This is a genomic window from Micromonospora kangleipakensis, from assembly GCF_004217615.1.
Classification (GTDB): domain Bacteria; phylum Actinomycetota; class Actinomycetes; order Mycobacteriales; family Micromonosporaceae; genus Micromonospora; species Micromonospora kangleipakensis.
In genome coordinates this window covers 654,336-673,625 of record NZ_SHLD01000001.1, presented here as the reverse complement: position 1 = coordinate 673,625, position 19,290 = coordinate 654,336, and the positions used below count along the sequence as shown (strand labels likewise).

The window sequence follows — 19,290 nt, the reverse complement described above, 5'->3', positions numbered from 1 at the left end:
ACACGCGCCCTCACTCGCCGTGAGGGCCCGGGTCGCCCACCGTTCCAGTCTCCCACGCGGGCTCCGGGTCGGACGGCGACCCTAAGGACAACCCGCCCGGTGGTGCCTGCTTGGGATCCGGCCGGCTCCGCACCAGTTTCGAAGCCGGGGACCGAGCCACTATACCGATGGATGGCGGCCCCGGAAGAGCCGCGGACCGGGAGGTTCGACGCGCGCGGGCCGATTCCTCTCCGTAACCGGGAAGTGTCGTTACTCACCGTACGAGCCGGGACAACCGACGGTCAGCGAGCGGCTTGCCCCCGGTCTGGCAGGTGGGGCAGTACTGGAGGCTGGAGTCGGCGAAGGAGACCTCCCGCACGGTGTCCCCGCAGACCGGACACGGCAGCCCGGTCCGGGCGTGCACCTTCAAGCCGGAGCGCTTCTCGCCCTTCAGCTCGGCGGCCCGCTGGCCCATCGAGCGCCGGACCGCGTCGCCGAGCACCGTCCGGGTCGCCGCGTGCAGGGTGGCCAACTGGTCGTCGGTCAGCCGGTCGGTGATCGCGAACGGGGACAGCTTCGCGGCGTGCAGGATCTCGTCCGAGTACGCGTTGCCGACCCCGGCCAGCACCGACTGGTCGGTCAGCACCCCCTTCACCTGGCCGCGCCGGCTGCGCAACCGCTCGGCGAAGGTGGCCAGGTCGGCGCGGAGCGCGTCCGGACCCAGCTTCGCCACCCCGGGCACCTGCGCCGGGTCGGTCATCAGGTACGCGGCCAGCTTCTTCTGCGTGCCGGCCTCGGTCAGGTCGAAGCCGGAGCCGTCGTCGAGGCGTACCCGCAGGGCGACCGGGCCCTTGCCGGGGCGCAGCGGCGCGGTGGACGGGAACGCCTCCCGGTAGTGCAGCCAGCCGGCCCGGGCCAGGTGCACCACCAGGTGCAGGCCGCCGTCGAAGATCACGTCGAGGAACTTGCCGTGCCGGCCGGCGTCGACCACCGGCCGGCCGGCGACCGCGCTCGGCGCCGGGTCGTACGTCTTCAGGGCGCTGATCGCGGCGACCTCGACCCGGTCGACCCTGCGCCCCACCGCACGCTCACGCAGATATCCGGCGAGCGCTTCCACCTCCGGTAGTTCGGGCATCAGACAACGGTAGCCTTCTTTCCGGTGAGCGCGAGGAATGAGCTTGCGAGTCCCTCCGCGAGCGCGAGGAGTGAGCTTGCGAGCCCCGCAGTCGCGAGCAGAGGCAGGCAGTCGCGAACGAAAGGCGAGCTCCGTGAGAATCGTGGTGGCGCACAACCGGTACCGGGAAGCCCAGCCCTCCGGCGAGAACACCATCGTCGACGCGGAGATCGCCCAGCTCGCCGCGGCCGGGGTGGAGGTGCTGCCGTTCATCCGCAGCTCCGATGAGATCCCGACGATGCCGAAGGCGGCGAAGGCGCTGCTGCCGATCTCGCCGATCTACGCCCCGAAGGCCCAGCAGGAGCTCAGCCGCCTGCTCACCGAGCGCCGGCCGGACGTGCTGCACCTGCACAACCCGTACCCGCTGCTCTCGCCCTGGGTGGTGCGGACCGCGCACAAGCACGGCGTGCCCGTGGTGCAGACGGTGCACAACTACCGCCAGGTCTGCTCCTCCGGGCTGTACTTCCGCGACGGCGTGATCTGCCAGGACTGCCGGGGCCGGGCGCTGGGCGTGCCGGCGATCGTGCACCGCTGCTACCGGGGGTCCCGGGCGCAGAGCGCGTTGATGGCCACCACGCTCGCCGTGCACCGCCCGACCTGGAAGTCCGTCGACCGGTTCATCGCGCTCACCACGGCGGTCGCCGACCACCTGCGTGACTACGGCATCCCGGACGAGCGGATCGTGGTCAAGCCGAACGCCATCCCCGACCCGGGCCCGCCCGCCCCGCTCGGGGAGGGCTTCCTCTTCCTCGGCCGGCTCTCCCCCGAGAAGGGGCTGGACCTGCTGCTGGAGGCGTGGCGACGGCACCCGGACGGGGCGCTCGGCCCGCTGCGGATCGCCGGGGACGGCGAGCTGCGCCCGCTGGTCGAGGCGGCGGCCGCCGAACGCGCCGACGTCACCTTCCTCGGTCCGCTGGACCGTGCCGGGGTACGCGCCGCGCTGGACGCCAGCGCGGTGGTGCTGGCGACCTCGACCTGGCACGACGTACTGCCGACCGTGATCATCGAGGCGCTGGCCAGCGGCCGTCCGGTGCTCGGCACCGCGCTCGGCGGCATCCCGTACCTGGTCGGCGCGGACACCCCCCGCGAGCCCGCCGGCACCGGCCCGGCCGCCGTCGCCTCCGCCGTCCCCGGGGACGGCCGGGTCGCCCCGCCGGCCGGGATCGAGGCGGGCGAGGCCGGCTGGGTGGTGGCCCCGGAGCCGGCCGCGCTGGCCGCCGCCCTGCCCGTGGCGCGGGCCGGCGCCGCCGCGCTGGCTCCCGCCGCCCGCGCCCGCTACGAGCGCACCTTCCACCCCGACGTGGTCACCAAGCAGCTCATCGACATCTACGCCGGCGTCGCCCGCACCCCGACTCCCGCCTGACCCACCCACACCCCGCCCCGGGCTGGTTGATCAACTCCGGGTCGGGCCGGGGGGCTCAGCGGAGCGAGGCGCGGGCGGAGAAGGCGATGCTGGCGAGGAGGAAGCCGCCGTTGACGACGGTGAAGGCGACGATCACCCAGACCATCAGGGCGGGGGCGAAGGTCAGCACCAGGCCGGCCAGGAAGATCACCGCGCCGTAGTCGCGGACCAGCTTCACCAGGCGTACCGGCAGCGAGGTCGAGGTGACCATGCTGGCCGCGTTCGGGCCGGCCTGCATCACCGAGGTGACCAGGTTGACCATCCAGGTGCCGGCGAAGACCGCCACCAGCCAGGCCGGCGTCGACGGGCGCTGCGCCACGGCGGTCGCGCCGAGGGCGGTGACCAGCGCGATCTGGGCCGCCACGTCGCAGAGCACGTCGACCCGCGCGCCGGCGGCGCTGCCCTGCCCGGTCACCCGGGCGAGCTGCCCGTCGGCGCAGTCCAGGGCGTACGCGACCTGCCAGCCGACCAGCGCGACCAGCCCGACGACCCAGGCCGGGACGGACCCGGCGGCGACCCGGTCGGCCAGCGCCACCACGGTCACCGAGGCGGCCAGGCCGAGCAGCAGGTTGGCGACGCTCAGCGCGGTGGGGCGCAGCCCCAGCCGCTGGGCGGCCAGCGCGAAGGCCGCGCCCAGCCACTGGCTGATCGACTCGCTGAACAGGCCGCCGCCCCGGTTGACCCGGTGGAAGTCGGCGACGGTGGGGCGGGACGGCTCAGCCGAGGTGGTCGAGTGCACCGGCGTAGTCTGCCAGCCGCTCCCGCGTCTCGGTAGGCGACATCGCGAGGTGTTCGAGGATGGTGTAGCGGTCCGGCCGGGTGGCCGGGGCGAACTGCACCGCCTCCACGAACCGGTCGTCGGTCAGCCCCACGTCGGCCGGGAGCCGGGGCAGGCCGTGCCGGGCCAGGCAGGCCGACATCTCCGCGAAGCGCCGCTGGTCGCCGCGGAGGAAGGTGCAGAAGAGCGCCCCGAGGCCGGCCAGCTCGCCGTGCGAGGCGGTGCCGGGGAAGAGCGCGTCGACCGCGTGCATGATCTCGTGGCAGCCGCCGCTGGACGGGCGGCTGGTACCGCAGACCGCCATCGCCAAACCGCTGGAGATCAGCGCCTCGGCGAGCACGGTGACGAACGCGTCGTCGGTCATGTCGCCGCGGTGGGCGAGGACCGCCTCGGCGCCCATCCGGGCCAGCGAGGCGGCCAGCCCGTCGACCGGCTCGCCGCGCACCTGCCGGGCCAGCTCCCAGTCGGCCAGCGCGCTGATGTTGCTCACCACGTCGCCGATGCCCGCCCGGTTGTGCCGCTCCGGGCCGGCCTCCACGAAGTCCAGGTCGACGATCACCGCGATCGGGATGTGCACCCCGTACGAGCCCTTGATCCCGTCGGTGATGAGGCTGGCCACCGGGGAGGCGATGCCGTCGTTGGCCAGGCTGGTCGCCATGGTCACCATCGGCAGACCGCGCCGGGTGGCGGCGTACTTCGCCACGTCGATGGTCTTGCCGCCGCCGATGCCCACCACGGCGTCGTACGAGCGGGCCCGCAGCTTCGCGCCCAGGTCATCGGCGGCCTCCAGGGTGCCGCCGGCCACGGTGAACACGTCCGCCGAGCGCAGCGACGGCCGGATCAGCTCGGCGATCTGCTCGCCCTGCCCCGGCCCGACCACCACCGCCACGTCGCCCCCCGCGGAGATCCGCCCGTCGACGAGGATCGCGGCCAGGTCGGCCACCGCGCCCCGCCGCACGTCGATGTGCAGCGGGGTGAGGATCGTCCGGGCTAGTAGCGGCACGCGATCTCCCACGCCCGGGCCAGGTCGGCGTGGTTGTCGACCTCGACCCAGGAGACGTCGCCGATCGGCGCCGCCCGCACCTCGCCGCCCCGGTCGGAGAACTCCTGGTAGCCGTCCTCGTAGTAGAGGTTCGGGTCGCGCCGCCAGGTCGTCTCCAGCGCGTCGGCGAGCGCGTCGGCCACCTGCGGCTCGATCAGCGTCGCGCCGATGTACTCCCCGTACGCCTCGCCCGGGTCCATCAGCTTGGTGATCCGGGTGAGCTGGCCGGCGGCGTCGAAGGTGGTCTTCATCTCCTCCTCGGCCAGCACCTTGAGGGTGTCGATGGCCAGCAGGATGCCCGGCCCGCGCTGGGCCAGCAGGGTCTTCTCCACGCTCACCGGGTGCACGGTGTCGCCGTTGACCAGCAGCACACCCCGGGCGAAGTGCTCCCGGGCCAGCCAGAGCGAGTAGGCGTTGTTCCACTCCTCGGCCTTGTCGTTGTGCACCAGCGTGATCGTCACGCCGTACTTCTCCTCCAGGGCGGCCTGCCGCTGGACGACCGCGTCCGCCGCGTAGCCGACCACGATCACCACCTCGGTCAGCCCGACCTCGGCGAGGTTGCGCAGCGCGATGTCCAGGATGGTGGTGTCACCGTCCACCGGCACCAACGCCTTGGGCAGGGTGTCGGTGTACGGGCGCAGTCGGCGCCCCGCACCGGCCGCGAGCACCATCCCGATCATGCCGGCATCCTCCTCCGTACGACTCCGGGTCACCGGTGGAGGATAGCGCCGGGCGACTTCGCCGCTGCCGCCAGCCGTGGTCAGCCGGGCAGGGCCGCCAGGTCGGCGAGCATCGCCAGCCGCTCCTCCGCGCTCAGCACGACGTACGGCCCGGCGGCCCGGCGGTCGGTCTCCAGCTCGATCGCCAGCCGTTCCGCCCCGGACGGCAGCTCCGCGATGCTCGCCGCGGTGTGCCCCGCCGCCCGCCACGCCGCCGCGTGCGCGTCCGCCCGGTGGTACCGCAGGGTGCCCAGCCGGTTGAGCAGCAGCACCCCCGGCGGGGTGCCCTCCGGCTCGTACGGCGGGGCCATCGCGGCGAAGGCCGAGCCCGCGACCGCCGGCTCCGAGTCCGCCAGCACCAGCGCGTACGCGAGCAGCCGGCCGAGCGCCTCCACGAGGCGGACCACCCGGTCGTCGTGGCCGGCCCACAACTCCTCGGTCACCTCGGCGTGCACCTGGTAGATCCCGGCGAGGAAGGCGAGCCCGCGCTCGGTGGCGCTGAAGCCCCCGTCCGGGGCCCGGTGCAGCATCCCGTGGGCGACCTGCTTGTCCAGCGCGCGCCGGCAGGAGGCCGGGTCCCGATAGCGGGTCACCGCCGTGAAGCCCGGCCCGTCCACCGCCCCGCCGGGCGCGGCCAGTCGGGTGCGGAACTCGACCAGGAAGCCGGTCGCGGCCGGCCCGCCGTACCGTGAGCTCAGCTCGGCGCCGCCGCCGTCGCGGCCGGCGAGCATGCCGGCGACGAAGGCCCGGTCGACCGCCGGGGCGACCAGCCCGGCGAACCGGTGCGGCGCCAGCTCGACGCCGTCGCTCACAGACCGATCGACCGCAGCGCGGCGAAGCCGTTCTCGGCGATCCGCCGGATCAGCCCGTCGTTGACGTGGCGGTGCTCGTCGAGCAGCGCGACGTCGTCCTCGCCCAGCCAGCGGAACTCGGTGTGCTTGCCCGCCTCCAGCCGGGGCCGGCTGAGATCGCCGTCCACCCGGACCAGGAAGTCGGTCTCCAGCCGCTCCAGCCCGTCGTCGCCGGCCCAGCGGTACTCCCCGACCAGCCCGAGGACGTGCGAGACGCTCCAGCCGGTCTCCTCGGTGACCTCGCGGCGCAGCGCCTCCTCCACCCCCTCGCCCGGTTCCAGATGACCGCCGACGATGTCCCAGCAGTTGGGGAAGATGGCCCGGTCCGGGGACCGGCGCTGGATGAAGATGCGGCCGTCGTCGTTCACGATCAGCGCGCCGGCGCAGCGGAGAGGCTCGGTGGGCACGTGATGACAGTAGCGAGCCGGAGCCGATTTCGGCGATGCCCGGCCTTGTCCCGGTACGCATCGATGGTCCACCATGTCCGTACCGGTGCCGTCCCACAGGGGTGATGCGTGATGCAGGTTCGGGAAGCGATGTCCAGTGAGGTTCTCGTGGTCGGCCCGGAGCACACGCTCCGGCAGGCGGCCCGGATGATGTCGGCCCGCGGTGTCGGGTCGGCGGTGGTGATCGATCCGGACTCCGAAGGAGTCGGGATCATGACGGAACGTGACGTGCTCAACGCGATCGGCGCGGGGTTGGACTGCGACGTCGAACGCACCGCGGCCCACCTGACCTGGGACGTGGTCTACGCCGGCCCGGACTGGACGGTGGAGGAGGCGGCGGCGGCCATGGCCCGCGGCGGCTTCCGGCACCTGGTGGTCCTCGACGGCCGGGAGGTCGCCGGGGTTATCTCGGTCCGGGACCTGATGCGGGTCTGGGCCCGGGAGCACGCCCCGACGAGGGTCTGAAGCCGGGCCGCCCGGTCCGGGAACGGGCGAGGGCCCGGCCGATACCGGCCGGGCCCTCGCGGGGTGGTGCCTCAGGTCACGGGCCGACGAACACGGCCGTGCCCCGCCAGTCGACCCCGTCCTTGCTGGGACCGCTGCGCACGGTCGCCGAGCCGGTCGGCGCGCCGCCCGACCAGGCCATCGAGGACAGGTCGCCGGTCCTCCGGGCGACGACGTACAGCGTGTCGCCGTTCAGGAAGATGGCGCCGGCGTCGGCGAAGGCGGTCGTCCCGGCGACGGTGTTCCGCTCTGCGCCGACCGTGCCGGTGTCCGGGGTGAACCAGCGCCAGAACAGGCTGCTCTGGCCGGCCAGGGTGTAGTAGACGCGGCCACCGCTGTAGAACATGCCGGTCACGTTCGGGATCTCGGAGTAGTAGTTCGTGGTGACCCCGGCGTACGTCTGCCCCTCCGGGGCGGAGCCCGTCAGGACCAGGTCCCACTTCGCGTCGTGGTACGGGTCCACCTTGCGTGGAGTACCGAAGGTGCTGCCGTCGAACGAGCGGCTGTAGAGCTGGCCGTTCATCCCGTAGAACAGGTCGCCGCCGACCCAGAACGCGCCCTTGGCCGTCGACCATGCGGTGTTGTCGGGGTTCGACACGGCGACCGTCCCGCCCACCGCGCCTGCGCCGTCGTACGACCGCTTGGTCACGGCGTTGGCGGCGGCGCCGGTCGGCACCGGCGGAAGCTTGACGATCTCGATGCCCTGGATCAGCGGGTTCTCCAGCACGCGGCCGAAGTCGATGTCGACGTTGCCGTCGCTGGTGATGGCGAAGGCCCGCATGGTGCCCCGGTTGGTGCCGCCGGTGGCGGCCACCGGGTCGAAGTCGTTCAGCTTCAGCACGCCGTCGATGCTGACGTCGAACTTCCGCTTGCCGGCCGTGGCGGTGCCGGCGTACCGGTTGGCCAGGTAGAGCCGGACCTGGACCTGCTGGCCCGCCGGGACCGGGAAGTCCCACTGCATGTCCGGGGTGGTGGACAGGTCCCAGCGCTCGGCGTTGAACAGTTGGATCGGCGTGCCCGCCGGCACGGTGGCGTCGACAATGGCGTTGGTGGTGTACGTGCTGACGTCATTGCCGGTGTTGTGGTAGGCGCTCGGCACCGTCTTGCTGTCGCCGAACCAGGCCGGCCCGCTGGCGGGGATGAGCTCCGGCCCGCCGGCGTTGACCCGGTAGACCACGTCGGACGCGGTGGGCGTCGGCGCGGTCTTGACGATCTCGATGCCCTGGATCAGCGGGTTCTCCAGCACACGGCCGAAGTCGACGTCGACGACGCCGTCGCTCACCGTCGAGAACGACCGCATGGTGCCCCGGTTGGTGCCGCCGGTGGCGGCCACCGGGTCGAAGTCGTTCAGCTTCAGCACGCCGTCGATGCTGACGTCGAACTTCCGCTTGCCCGCCGTGGCGGTGCCGGCGTACCGGTTGGCCAGGTAGAGCCGGACGTCCACGCGGGTGCCGGCAGCGACCGGGAAGTCCCACTGCATGTCCGGGGCGGTCGCCAGATCCCAGCGCTCGCTGTTGAACAGCGTGATCGGCGTGCTCGACGGCACGGTCGAGTCCACCGTCGCGTTGGTGGTGTACGTCGAGACGTCGTTGCCGCTGTTGTGCAGAGTGCTCGGCGCCGCCTTTGTGTCGCCGGCCCAGTTCGGGCCGCCGTCGGTCGCGTTGATGGCCGCACCACCGGCGTTGACCCGGTAGAGCACCTCGGTCTGCGCCGAGCGGCCGGCCTGGTAGACGTTGCCCGGCAGGCCCTTGGTGGCGGTGGAGTGCGGAGCGTTGCCGCCGGTGAGCGGGAAGAAGGCGATCTTCCCCCGCTTGTAGTTGTAGTTGCCGATCCAGTCCTGGTCGCTGCCCAGCCAGAGCCCTTGCGGGGTCACCAGCATCTCGGTGACGCCGTACCCACGGGGGTTGCGGCCCGGGTTCCAGGACAGCGGCAGGCCGCTGGCCGGGTCGAGGGCCGCGATGCTGGCCCGGCCGACCGCGCCCGGCCCCGCCATGTCGCGGGAGATCGGGTTGTTCGCCCAGCGGAAGTGGCCGCCGACATAGACGGCCTGCTCGCTGATGCCGGTGGACAGGAAGGTGTCCCCGCCGCTGTAGTTCACCCAGGTGGGCTGCCGCCCGGGGCCGGAGGCGTCGGCCTCCCAGCGGGCCGCCGAGTCGCAGAGCGTCCCGGCGTACGAGGCACCGGTGGTCACCACCACGAAGTACTTGCCGTTCGGGGCGAAGGCCACATCCCGGATGTACGAGTCGAACGCCGAGGACTTGCAGGCCGGCGAGTACCGGTCGGTGTTCCAGTCGGCGACGCTCACCGAGTCGGCACCGAGGTCGATTCTCACGATCTGGTCGTGCAGGACCCCGTTGGCCTTCTTGAAGTTGCCGATGACGACCAGCTGCTTCTCGTCGGGGGAGACAGCGAGCTTCTCCCCGCCCACCCCCGCCTTCGCTACGCCGGTGCTGCCCGCGGTCCAGTTGTGGTTCTCGGTCAGGTTGGTGGTCAGGTAGCTGTCCACCGCGCCGGTGCTGGCGTTCAGGGAGGCCAGGCCGCCGCGGTTGACCCCGGTGCCGGCGATGGTGAAGACGCCGGCCACCAGCAGCCGGTCACCGACCTTCTGGATGTCGTTGACCAGGCCGTTGAAGCCCGGACCCTTGAAGGTGGTGACCAGCGAGCCGTCGGCGACGTTGAGCAGCGCCACCTTGCGGCGGTTCTGCCCATTGACGGTGTTGAAGTCACCGGCGATGTAGACGGTGCCGGCGGTGGGGCCGGCGATGATGGCCGAGACGTCGCCGTCGAGCACGGGGGCGAACGCCGTGTCGACCGTGCCGGCGTCGTCGAAGGCGAGGAGGTACTTGCGGGGCAGGTCGGTGGTCGAGTCCTGGTTCCGTACCTGGGTGAAGGACCCGCCCGCGATGACCTTGCTGCCGGCGTCGTGGATGGCGAAGACCGTGCCGTCCACGATGTTCGGCGTGTTCTTGGCAGGGACGCTGCTGACCACGGTGTCGTGGCCGGGTGCGGCCAGCGCGGGGCTGGCGGACAGCACGCCACCGACGCCGACAAAGGCGGCGGTGACCAGCGCGAATGATCGGCGCGTAATCGCCGGAAGATGAACCACGGGCAGCTCCGAGGGAGTGACGGAGAAAAAGGTGGCCGGCCCGGCCGACCGGACATCGGTTGGTGGCGCTGCCGATCGGGGGCGTACGGCCGGGAACAGGGTGATGGGCACACACTTCCGTATTTCTGCGACGGCGTCCACCCTGGATGACCTTTATACCCGTCTACAGGACGGGGCGGATACCGGGAGAGGTGAATCGGTCGCACGAACGGTGGAGGTCAGCTCGGCGGACCTCCCGGCGTGGTCGTCGGCACCGGCGCCGAGAAGTACGGGTCCGAGGTGAGCTCGCGGTAGGCGGCCAGGCCCTCGGGGTCGTCGTCGAAGGTGCTGTCGTATTCCGGCCCCTTGGTCTGCTTGGCCGCGAAGTACACCACCGCCTTGATCTGCGGGTGCCGCTTCACGTAGGCGCGGGCCTCCCGCAACCACTCGCCGCGCTGGCCCGGCTGTCCGTCGTGGGTGACGCCGAACTCGCCGATCAGGACCGGCCGCGGCCGGTTCCGGGCGAAGGCCATGAAGGTGTCCATCTGCTCGGCGAAGCCGACGTAGTCCTTGCCCGGGTAGACGTCCGTGCACAGCCAGTCCACCTGGTCGTCGCCCGGGTAGTAGGCGGCGGCGTTCCGGTCCGACTCGACGAAGCCGAGCACGTGCGGGCACCAGACCCAGGCGGCGTTCGTCGCCCCCACCTCGGTGAAGATGGCCCGGATGTGCTTCCACGCCGCCACGTAGTCCTCGGGCGACCGGACGCTCTGGCGCAGGTTGGGCCGGTCCATCTCCCACCGCCAGCGCAGCAGCACCGGCACCCCGAAGTCCTTGATGCCCTCGGCCCGCTGCCGGATCAGCTGGTCGTACACGCCGGCCGTGATGGACCGGGTGTCGGTACCGGACCAGGAGATCATCTGCAGCATCCCGGCCGCCTGCATCGCGTGCTCGGTGGGGCCCGGGAAGTCCTCTTCCCACTCGTGGAACATGTGGGCCAGGGCCACCCTGCCGCCGGTCTGCTCGCCGAAGGTCGTCAGGGCGTTGACCCGTCCGTCGGGCGTCTGCCAGTCCGGCTTCACCCAGGCACCCAGCCACGCGCCCTTCGCCGGCATCTCCGGGCCCCGCCCGGTGGTCGCCAGGCCGTCCACCGACCGGGGCTGGACCGGGGCGGTCGCGCTGGCCGGTGGGGCCGGTGTGATGGGTGCCGGTGCCTCCTGCTGGCAGGCCGTCAGGGCCAGCACCGATCCCATCAGGATTGCCACCGTGCCTTGGACCCGTTTCATCGTTGCCGTGCCTCCCCGTGTTGATGCCACCGGTCATGCCGGTGATCGATGTCGTGTCGGGCCGCCGGTCATCGCCTCCGGCTGCGTCGCAGCGTCCGCAGGGCGTCGAGCTGGAGCACCCGACGCAGTCGCCAGGCCGCCGCCGCGTACCCGGCGGCACCCAGCACCGCGACCACCAGCAGGGCGACCAGCCCGGGGTCGGTGACCGTGTGCAGCACCAACGAGGGCACCCCGAAGCAGGCCAGCGCCAGCCCGGCCGCGGTGAGTGTGCCCGGCCCGAACGGATGCAGCCGGAACGCCCGGTGCAGCTGGACCAGCGGCACGAGATTGGTGATCAGAATGGACGCGGACCAGGCGACCGCCGCACCCATGATGCCGTAGCGGGGAATGAGCAGGACGTTCGCGACCACGTTGACCAGGGTGCCGGCGAGCGCGTTGTAGAACGTCCAGGCCGTCTTCCCGGCCATGTTCAGCACCGTGTCGACCATGCCGCAACCGGTGGCGACCAGCATCATCAGGGCCAGGTAGACCGTGACCGTCCGGCCGGCGCCGTAGCCGGAGCCGAACAGGGCCAGCATGGGCCCGGCGAACGAGGCGAAGAGCAGGTAGGCCGGCCAGGCCAGCAGCACCAGCCACCCGGTCGCGGCCTGGTAGAGCCGCCCGGCCGCGGCCCGGTCCTCGCGGGCCAGCTGCTCCGCCAGCCGGTGCTGGACGGCGGTCGACAGCGCCTGGCCGGAGAGCTGCCCGAGGGCAAGGAACCGGGTGGCCGCGGTGTAGAGCGCCGCCTCGGAGAGCCCGCGCAGCGCGCCCAGCAGGACGATGTCCAGCCGCTGCACCACCATCTGGGCGAGCCCGCTCAGCGCCCGCGGCCCGCTGTACCGCCAGTACGGGCCGAACTCCTCCCGCCAGCCGACCGGCTGCGGGCGGTCCGGTCCGGCGGCACGTTCCGCCCGCCGGATCAGCCGGGCCAGCCAGAACATGGCGGCCAGCGCGGCCGGCGCGTACGGCAGCGCCCAGGCCAGCGGCAACGCCGTGGTGGCGGAGAGACCGAGCACGGCGGCCAGCAGCACGCCGAGCAGTTGCAGCCCGTTGCGTCCCAGCCGCTCGATCAGCAGCAGCGGACGCATCTTGCCGAAGCCCCGGCAGGCGGCCAGCGCGAAGTCGCAGAGCGCGGCCACCGGCACGAAGAGCAGCAGCGCGCGGAGCGCCGGCACCGCGCCGGGGACCGGCTCGGCGAAGGTCAGCTCGACGAGCTGCGGGGTGAGCAGCCAGCCGGCCACCGCGAGCAGGACACCCACCAGCAGCACCGGCAGCAGCCCGACCAGCACCGAGGCCCGGATCCGTTCCGGCTGCCCGAGCGTCCGGTACCGGCTGATGAAGTAGACCGAGCCGATGCCCGTGCCGAGCCGGGCGGCCGCGTACGCGATCATGAACGCGCTGGTGGCGGCGAAGAACAGGCCCGCCTCCGCCATCGACCAGCCGCGGGTGACCACGATGTTCAGCCCGAAGCCGGCGATCGCCGCCACCGCCACGCCGAGCAGGTTCAGCACACCATGCCGGGCGGCACCGCCCAGTTCGGTGCCCTGTGCCCGGATGGGCGTTACCGTCGCCACGACGGTACGCGTCCCCACCAGGTGGCCAGCCGGTCGTCGTACGGTGCGAAGTGCGCCTCCAGCCGGGCCCGCAACGCCGGGTCCATCGGCGAGCGGGACCGCGAGTTGTGCTTGCCGAACGAGATGTCCGTCCGGTGCGGCAAGCCGAGGAAGTCGCAGACCGCGTCGAAGGCCGGCCGCGGGTCGGCGAAGAAGTCGTCGGCGTCGACCACGTGCAGCCTGTCCCGACCGAAGATCGACTCCAGTCGCTCCAGCTGCTCGACGTACTGCCCGCGGTTCAGGTACGCGTTGTGCTGGTAGTGGTGGCTGTGCGCGGTCGGGTCGGCCAGCAGCCGCTCCCGCTCGCCGGCGATCCGGCTCTGCTCCAGCTCGAGCGCCCGCTCGAACGGCTCGCTCTCGAAACCCCGGGCCGACTCGTGCGCGTGCGCCGAGTACGCCCGCTCCACCGGGTCGCGCAGCAGCACCAGCAGTCGGACCGAGGGCAGGTCGGCGGCGATCCGGTCCGCGGCCAGCGGGTGGAACATGTAGTACGGACTCGACTCGCCGGTCACCCCGCGCACCCCGAGCTGCTCCCGCACCGCCTCGGCCCGGCGGACCGTCGGGAAGTGCCCGAGGTACCAGTCCATGCCCCGGTCGTAGCCGGTGTCGAAGTAGTGAACGCCCTTGTGGTAGACCGCCGGTAGCACGGCCGGGTGCTGGGAGAGCGTCTTGAACAGCGACGTCGTGCCGCACCGCTGGGCGCCCACGATCAGGAAGTCTGGGGCCAGCCGCGAGCCGGCCGTCCACCGACCGACCGTCCGCGTCACCGAGCGAACCGCCCGTCGCGCCTGTGCCTTGACCAGCGTCACTTCGCCACTCCTCCCGCACCCGGCCGGGTGGCCAGGTGATCCTCCACCGCCGGCAACAGCCAGGCGGCCACGTGTCCCAACCGGGCGCCCGCCTCGGCCTGCCGGTCGCGCAGGTAGCGCGCGGCCAGCTCGACCAGGTACAGCACTACCACCAGGTCTTCGGTGCCGGCCGGCGGCCCGAACGGCGCCAGCGTCCCCGCCGCCCCGGCCAGCAGCTCGCGGGCCGCCGTCGTCGGCTCCACCCCGGCCTTGGTGATCGCGGTCTGGAGCCGTCGGTGCAGCGCGTCGTAGCCGACCGGCACGCCCGCCGCGAACCGCTCCCAGTCCCAGACGAGCATCCGACCGTCGGCCAGCGCCGCGCTGTTGCCACCATTCCAGTCGCCGTGCCAGGCGCCGAGGTCGAGGGTCGGGTCGAGCCCGCGCACGCCCGCCAGCGCCGCCCGCAGCCGAGCGGTCTCCGGCCGGTCACCCAGCGCCTCGACCTCGGCGGCGAGCCGCTCGGCGTACCCGCTGCCGGTGAAGGGCCGGCGGTCGACGCCCAGGCAGCGACTGACCGTGACCATCGCGGCCCGCTCCCGCTCGGCGGCCACCGTCGGCGCCGCCCGGGGCAGCTCGACGGGGAGCGCGCTCTGCACGAGCAGGGCGTGCCCGCCCCAGCCGCCGTGATACAGCACCTCGGCCACCGCGATCCCGGGCAGGTCGACGGCGGCCAGCCGGCGCAGGACCTCGGCCTCCGTGTCGACCAGGCCGCGGGTGAGCGGGTCCACGCCCAGCTTGGCGTAGCCCAGCGGCCGGCCCCGCTCGTCGAGCAGCTGGATCACCGGCTTGCGGTTGGCCCGCGCCGGACCGATGTGGATGCTCAGCAGCGCCGGGCCGCCGAGCACCTCGGCCAGGTGCTCCTCCAGCGTTCCCGCGGTCGCCCCGACCAGCAGGCGATCCCGGAAGGCGAGCCGACCGACGCCGGTGCGGAAGGCGGTGGCCAGCAACGACCGGCGCAGCCGGGCCTTCGTACCCACCGCCTCCGTCGAGTGCCGGACCGCGCTCGCCGCGGCCCGCCGGGAGCCGGCGGGCACCAGCAGCCGGGGCCGCGCGGCCGACGGCACCACGGCGTAGCCGGCGCCACCGCGGCGCAGGGTCGGGTCGGCCGGTTCCGGCCAGACCACGGCGGCCAGCTCGGGCAGGTACGCGGCGCGGGCGTCACCGACGCGCGGGGTTGCGGTCATCAGCGGGTCCGCCGTTCCGGCCGGTCGGTCGATTCGCCGGACGCCGCCGCGGCCAGCGCGTCCCGGCGCAGCGACCTTAGATGCCGGTCGTTGCGGGCGAGCACCGCCACGCTGATCAGGCCGTACGCCAGCGTGGTGTTGAGCGCGCCGTAGAGGAACTGGAAGAACAGCATCAGGATCAGCACCAGGCTGCCGGCGATGCCGATGGGGGTATGGTCGCGCCGGAACCGCCACAGGCACCAGAGGAAGAACGCGCTGTAACAGAAGGCGCCGACCCAGCCCTGCCCCACCAGCAGGTTCCAGACCTGCCCGTTGCTGCCCAGCTCCCGGTTGCCGCACTGCTTGCAGTCGGCCGACTTGCCGATCGCGATCGACCGGTTGCTGCCGATGAGCGCCCGGTTGGCGCCGTAGCCCAGCACCGGGGAGTGCGTGGCCGCCTCGAGGGCCCCGCTGGACAGGGTGGCCCGGATCTCGTCGCTGTGCCCGTTCTGCATCCGCTCGTCGAGCAGGCCGCCCAGCGGGGAGGCCAGCACCAGGACCCCGGCCAGCGCGGTGGCCAGCGCCATGCCCGCGAGGACGGCGATCCGGCCGCGCAGCGCCAGCCGCAGGGCGACGTAGACGGCGGCGATCACCAGTCCGATCCAGAGACCACGGTTGAGCGAGAAGACGATCGGGAAGATCGCGGCGCCCACCAGCAGGTACCCGGCGAGCCGGCGCCACCCCCGGCCGTACACCACCCAGCCGACGATGAACCAGATGAGCAGGATGCCCATGTTCTCGCCCCAGGTGTTCGTGTACTCGAAGGGGGCGGCCGGCCGCGGCGAGCTGGCCTCGCCCTCGAGCACCTCCTGCACCTGGGCGACCTCCACGTGCATCAGCCGGTTGACGAATGGCTCCTTGGCGATGACGTCGGGCAGGATGTAGTTGAGCGGGGCGGTGAACTTCAGGTCGGGCATCAGCGCGCCGACGTACCCGCCGATCACGGTGACCACGGCCAGGAACCCGAAGAGCTGCAGCATCCGGATCCGGGGCAGCTCCTTCTCGGTCAGGTTGAGCACGTAGAGCATCGCCACGGTCAGCGCGGTGTAGTTCATCACCCGGATGCCCCAGCCGATGTACCGGCCGAAGCCGTCCGGGGCCAGGGTGTTCGGTGCGGTGATGTCCAGCATCAGCCCGGAGAGCACCACCCAGGCGAGCAGGATCAGCCAGAACCCGAACCCGGGGGGTACCCGGATGCGGTCGCGCTTGCGTAGCTGGAGCGCCATCGGCACGGCAAGGATGGCGAAGATGAACGAGGGCAGGCCGAGCGCCCACCACAGCGGGTAGAGCACGAAGAGCGCGGTCAGCGGCCACGCCGGGGGGAGCCACCGGCGCCGGGCGGCGCGGGCACCGGCGATCGTGCCCGTCGGAACCTGATCCGTCGGCACCGGCTCCGGCCGCGTGGACCGGAGCGGGGCGAGCGTCTTCATGTCACCGCTACCCGAGCCGTCGTCGGGGCGTAGATCACCCATGCGGTGCCCGGCTGCGGCCGGATCTGGTACCCGGCCAGGTCGGTAACGTTGCAGACGAGCTTCTGTCCCGGCTTGCTCCATCCCGCCTTTGCGCTCGACGGCCCGGACACCACCAGAGCCTTGCCCTTGCCGTAGACGTTGGCGCTCGGCAGCGAGCGGGGGCTGGGCTTACGGACGGTCAGCGTCCGGTACTCCATGGTGAGCACGATGACCGAGGCGGCCTTCACCGTGGTCCTGCCGACCCGCCCCACCCACTGCTGGCTCGCCTCGTCGTACGTCCAGGTCTGGGTGGGGTGGCCGGATGCGGAGACGGTGAGCTTGCCGGCAGGCGTGACGTCCTGGGTGGCCAGCGGCGTGCCCGGGGTCGCGTAGTCGAAGAGCGGCGCCGGGGCGGTGCCGCCCTTCGGCGCGGCCGCACGCAGTGCTGCGGTCGAGGTGTACCCGCTCGGGAACGCGGCCCTGCGTTGTGCCGGCGTCACGCCGGCGAGGTCGGCGGCGGACAGCTGGTTGACGAAGCCGGTGGGGCCGCCCGCGTAGCCGAGCCAGGGGCGGAGCACCCCGACGCTGCGGATGTCGACCGGGCGGACCTCGGCGACCGGGCCGATCTTCGTCGCGTCCCGGGACTGGTAGACCGCACTGAGGTGCAGACTGCCCGACTCGGCGAACTCCTGGTAGACCAGGTCCGCCGCGTCGAGCCCGGTCGGGGTGCCGGTCTCGCTCGCCCGGATCGGCACCGCGATCGCCTGTCGGGTGACCGCGGCCGTCTGGGTGAGTGGCTGTCCGGAGAGCGGCCCCGCCAGCAGGCTGGGCGTCGGGGTGGGCTTCGGCACCGGCGTACCCGGATCGACCAGGTCGCTCGCGCCCGGCGGCGGCGGCTCGGAGCAGGCGGCACCGAGCGCGGCGATGAGAACTCCCGCGGCCGACGCCACGACAGCCCGCCGAAGCCTCACTCCTGGTCCTCGACCGGGTCGAAGGCCATCGATAGCCGGCTCCTGCTGTCGACGCCATCGGTGTCGCGCTTCGACCGGTAGACGGTGGACTGCCGGACGGCGCCGGCGGCCTTGACCGACGCGGGCGAGCCGGGCTGGGCCGCGGGGGCCGTGGTCGGGGCCGGCTTGGGCGGGGTGGAGGTGCCCGCAGGCCGGTCGACCGGCCGGGGCAGGATCATGGTGCTGTCACTGGACTGCTGCGCCCCCGGGCGGAAGACGGGCTCCGGGCGCTGCCGGGGTGACGGCGACTTCTCGTCCCGCTTGGCACCCCCGGTGGCCTGAACGCCGGCCTGCTCCGGCAGGCGGGGAGCCAGCACGCTACCGAGCACCGGCGCGTTCACCTGCTCGAACTGCTGCAGGGCAGCGGTGATCTCGCTGCTCCGGGTCCGCCCGCTCTCGATCACGAGGATCACGCCGTCGACGTGCCGGGCCAGGGCCTGTGCCTCGACGGCCTGGGTGGGCCGGGCGGTCTCGATCAGCACGTGGTCGAAGCGGTCAGCGAGCTCGTTGAGGATCTCCAGCATGCTGGCGACCGGCAGCTCGAGGTCGGTGTCCAGGTCACCGGGCAGCAGGACGCGCAGCGTGTTGAGACCGGGTGCGGGAGTGAGCGCGGCGAGCGCGCCGACGTCGTGCCGCAGCACGTCGGCGAGGGTGCGCCGAGGTTTCACCCCGCCGAACATGGCGGTCAGCGGCGAGTCGGCCCTGGTGGTGACGACCGCGACCTGAGCGCCGGTGCGGGCGTACGCGGCGGCCAGGTTGCCGGCGATGAAACCGGCTGCTGGGCCGGGCGAGGTGTCCGTGAGGAGCAGTTGCCGACCGCGCCCCGGCCGGGGTTCCGGCATGATCGAGAGCAGCACGTTGCGCAGCCGGCCGAGCTCACGGGAGACCCGGTGGGCGGGCGGCAGGACGGTCAGCGACGGTGCGCGGACCGGCAGCTCCAGCAGCGTCGACAGGCCCGTGCGGGCGGCCACGTCCCGGCCCCGTCGGACGCGGGTGTCGAGCCGGTCCAGGACCAGGGCGAGCACGATGCCGAAGAGCACTCCGGCGCCCATCCCGCTGGCCAGGTTCAGCGTGCGGTTCGGCGAGCTGGGCTGCCGGGGCAGGGCCGCGTCGGAGATGATCTGGCCCGGGTCGGGCGTGTTGTCCTGCAGCGGGCTGAGCCGCTCGTTGAGCCGGGTGAGCTGGTTGGTGAGGACCTGCCGGTCGGCCTCGGCCTGAGCCCGGGCGGCGGAGTTCGCCGGGGCCGCGGCTATCTTGCCCGCGGTCGCGGCCAGCTGCTTCTTGACCTCGGTGATCTGCTGGTTGATCGAGGTGGTCTCGTTCTCCAGCGCCTTGGTCGCCGTATCGAGCCGCAGGTCGAGGTACGCCTGCGCGAAGGAGTGCGACCCGTTCTGCGCCGCCTGCGGCGTGGTGCCCTCGTACGCGATCTGGAGAACCTGGCTGTTCGGTGGGACGGTGACCGTCAGCGACCGGACCAGGTCCTCGCCGATGGTGCCGGTCTTCAACAGGGTGCGGGCCCGCTCGGCCACCACCAGGGAGCGGACCACCTGCGCCTCGGTGTCGAGATTGACCTTGGTGCCCGGGATCGCGTCCGGACCCACCTGGCGCACCAGCACCGACGTGGTGGAGGTGTAGGCGGGCGTCTGCAGGTGGGTGACGAGCAGGCCGGATCCGATGCCGAGCAGGGCCGCGACCGCGAGGATCCACCACCGGCGGCGGAGCCACTCGAGGTAGGACATCAGCGTGGGACCGTCCGCGTCGTGCTGCAGATCGGGGTGGTGAGGCGAGGGCATCGAAGTATGTCGCTCCCTTTCGACCGGACCGGCCAGTCAGCCGTGGGGCG

At 72.7% G+C, this 19,290-nt stretch carries 16 protein-coding genes; 2 read left to right on the top strand and 14 right to left on the bottom strand.

Translation table 11 applies throughout. The annotated features are described in order from the left end of the window. Nucleotides 1–253: 253 nt before the first annotated feature. On the bottom strand, nt 254–1,114 hold the full coding sequence (locus tag EV384_RS03280; RefSeq protein ID WP_130329986.1) for an Fpg/Nei family DNA glycosylase: 861 nt from the start codon (nt 1,112–1,114) through the stop codon (nt 254–256). Between the two features lie 133 nt (nt 1,115–1,247). Between EV384_RS03280 and EV384_RS03275 the strand changes: the two genes are divergently transcribed. Continuing rightward, nucleotides 1,248–2,516 (top strand): glycosyltransferase family 4 protein, encoded by a 1,269-nt coding sequence (locus tag EV384_RS03275; RefSeq protein WP_130329984.1) that lies wholly within the window; start codon nt 1,248–1,250, stop codon nt 2,514–2,516. Nucleotides 2,517–2,571: 55 nt separating this feature from the next. Here the strand turns inward: EV384_RS03275 and EV384_RS03270 are convergent, their stop codons facing one another. The 5 genes from EV384_RS03270 to EV384_RS03250 all read right to left on the bottom strand — a co-directional run bounded on the left by EV384_RS03270 (nt 2,572) and on the right by EV384_RS03250 (nt 6,352). Further along, nucleotides 2,572–3,294 carry a CDP-alcohol phosphatidyltransferase family protein gene (locus EV384_RS03270; RefSeq protein ID WP_130329982.1) on the bottom strand — a complete coding sequence of 241 codons (723 nt, stop codon included), beginning with the start codon at nt 3,292–3,294 and terminating at the stop codon, nt 2,572–2,574. After that, entirely contained in the window at nt 3,272–4,336 is a 1,065-nt protein-coding gene (locus EV384_RS03265; protein WP_130329980.1) for an iron-containing alcohol dehydrogenase family protein, read from the bottom strand. Before EV384_RS03265 ends, EV384_RS03270 begins: the two co-directional genes overlap by 23 nt. Beyond that, nucleotides 4,324–5,055, bottom strand: a complete 732-nt coding sequence (locus tag EV384_RS03260) for a phosphocholine cytidylyltransferase family protein (RefSeq protein ID WP_130340189.1) — start codon at nt 5,053–5,055, stop codon at nt 4,324–4,326. Before EV384_RS03260 ends, EV384_RS03265 begins: the two co-directional genes overlap by 13 nt. A gap of 80 nt (nt 5,056–5,135) precedes the next feature. After that, the gene (locus EV384_RS03255) at nt 5,136–5,906 is read right to left on the bottom strand and encodes a hypothetical protein (protein WP_130329978.1); all 771 of its coding nucleotides are present in this window, start codon (nt 5,904–5,906) and stop codon (nt 5,136–5,138) included. After that, entirely contained in the window at nt 5,903–6,352 is a 450-nt protein-coding gene (locus EV384_RS03250) for an NUDIX hydrolase (protein ID WP_165439865.1), read from the bottom strand. Before EV384_RS03250 ends, EV384_RS03255 begins: the two co-directional genes overlap by 4 nt. Nucleotides 6,353–6,463: 111 nt before the next feature. Here EV384_RS03250 and EV384_RS03245 point away from each other — a divergent pair, with 111 nt between their 5' ends. Next, nucleotides 6,464–6,856 (top strand): CBS domain-containing protein, encoded by a 393-nt coding sequence (locus tag EV384_RS03245; RefSeq protein WP_089012004.1) that lies wholly within the window; start codon nt 6,464–6,466, stop codon nt 6,854–6,856. Nucleotides 6,857–6,932: 76 nt separating this feature from the next. Here EV384_RS03245 and EV384_RS03240 read toward each other — a convergent pair whose 3' ends face one another. The 8 genes from EV384_RS03240 to EV384_RS03205 form a co-directional block, all read right to left on the bottom strand. Then, a complete protein-coding gene (locus tag EV384_RS03240; protein ID WP_242623924.1) occupies nt 6,933–9,929 on the bottom strand; it encodes a malectin domain-containing carbohydrate-binding protein in 2,997 nt (998 codons plus the stop codon). 290 nt (nt 9,930–10,219) lie between these two features. Then, a complete protein-coding gene (locus tag EV384_RS03235; RefSeq protein ID WP_242623923.1) occupies nt 10,220–11,263 on the bottom strand; it encodes a glycoside hydrolase family 26 protein in 1,044 nt (347 codons plus the stop codon). Between the two features lie 68 nt (nt 11,264–11,331). Then, a complete protein-coding gene (locus EV384_RS03230; protein WP_242623922.1) occupies nt 11,332–12,876 on the bottom strand; it encodes a lipopolysaccharide biosynthesis protein in 1,545 nt (514 codons plus the stop codon). Further along, on the bottom strand, nt 12,864–13,724 hold the full coding sequence (locus EV384_RS03225) for a sulfotransferase family protein (protein WP_130329976.1): 861 nt from the start codon (nt 13,722–13,724) through the stop codon (nt 12,864–12,866). Before EV384_RS03225 ends, EV384_RS03230 begins: the two co-directional genes overlap by 13 nt. Continuing rightward, nucleotides 13,721–14,947, bottom strand: coding sequence for a hypothetical protein (locus tag EV384_RS03220; protein ID WP_130329974.1), 1,227 nt, complete (start codon nt 14,945–14,947; stop codon nt 13,721–13,723). Before EV384_RS03220 ends, EV384_RS03225 begins: the two co-directional genes overlap by 4 nt. Next, on the bottom strand, nt 14,947–16,416 hold the full coding sequence (locus EV384_RS03215) for an O-antigen ligase family protein (protein WP_165439864.1): 1,470 nt from the start codon (nt 16,414–16,416) through the stop codon (nt 14,947–14,949). Before EV384_RS03215 ends, EV384_RS03220 begins: the two co-directional genes overlap by 1 nt. Next, nucleotides 16,413–17,408, bottom strand: coding sequence for a DUF3048 domain-containing protein (locus EV384_RS03210; protein ID WP_130329970.1), 996 nt, complete (start codon nt 17,406–17,408; stop codon nt 16,413–16,415). Before EV384_RS03210 ends, EV384_RS03215 begins: the two co-directional genes overlap by 4 nt. Beyond that, nucleotides 17,405–19,186 carry a Wzz/FepE/Etk N-terminal domain-containing protein gene (locus tag EV384_RS03205; RefSeq protein ID WP_242623921.1) on the bottom strand — a complete coding sequence of 594 codons (1,782 nt, stop codon included), beginning with the start codon at nt 19,184–19,186 and terminating at the stop codon, nt 17,405–17,407. Before EV384_RS03205 ends, EV384_RS03210 begins: the two co-directional genes overlap by 4 nt. Between the last annotated feature and the right edge of the window lie 104 nt (nt 19,187–19,290).

Excerpts from the sequence above, each read along its gene's own strand:
- EV384_RS03245 (WP_089012004.1), top strand. The coding sequence starts at position 6,464 with ATGCAGGTTCGGGAAGCGATGTCCAGTGAGGTTCTCGTGGTCGGCCCG.
- EV384_RS03235 (WP_242623923.1), bottom strand. The coding sequence starts at position 11,263 with ATGAAACGGGTCCAAGGCACGGTGGCAATCCTGATGGGATCGGTGCTG.
- EV384_RS03280 (WP_130329986.1), bottom strand. The coding sequence starts at position 1,114 with ATGCCCGAACTACCGGAGGTGGAAGCGCTCGCCGGATATCTGCGTGAG.
- EV384_RS03205 (WP_242623921.1), bottom strand. The coding sequence starts at position 19,186 with ATGTCCTACCTCGAGTGGCTCCGCCGCCGGTGGTGGATCCTCGCGGTC.
- EV384_RS03220 (WP_130329974.1), bottom strand. The coding sequence starts at position 14,947 with ATGACCGCAACCCCGCGCGTCGGTGACGCCCGCGCCGCGTACCTGCCC.
- EV384_RS03215 (WP_165439864.1), bottom strand. The coding sequence starts at position 16,416 with ATGAAGACGCTCGCCCCGCTCCGGTCCACGCGGCCGGAGCCGGTGCCG.
- EV384_RS03260 (WP_130340189.1), bottom strand. The coding sequence starts at position 5,055 with ATGATCGGGATGGTGCTCGCGGCCGGTGCGGGGCGCCGACTGCGCCCG.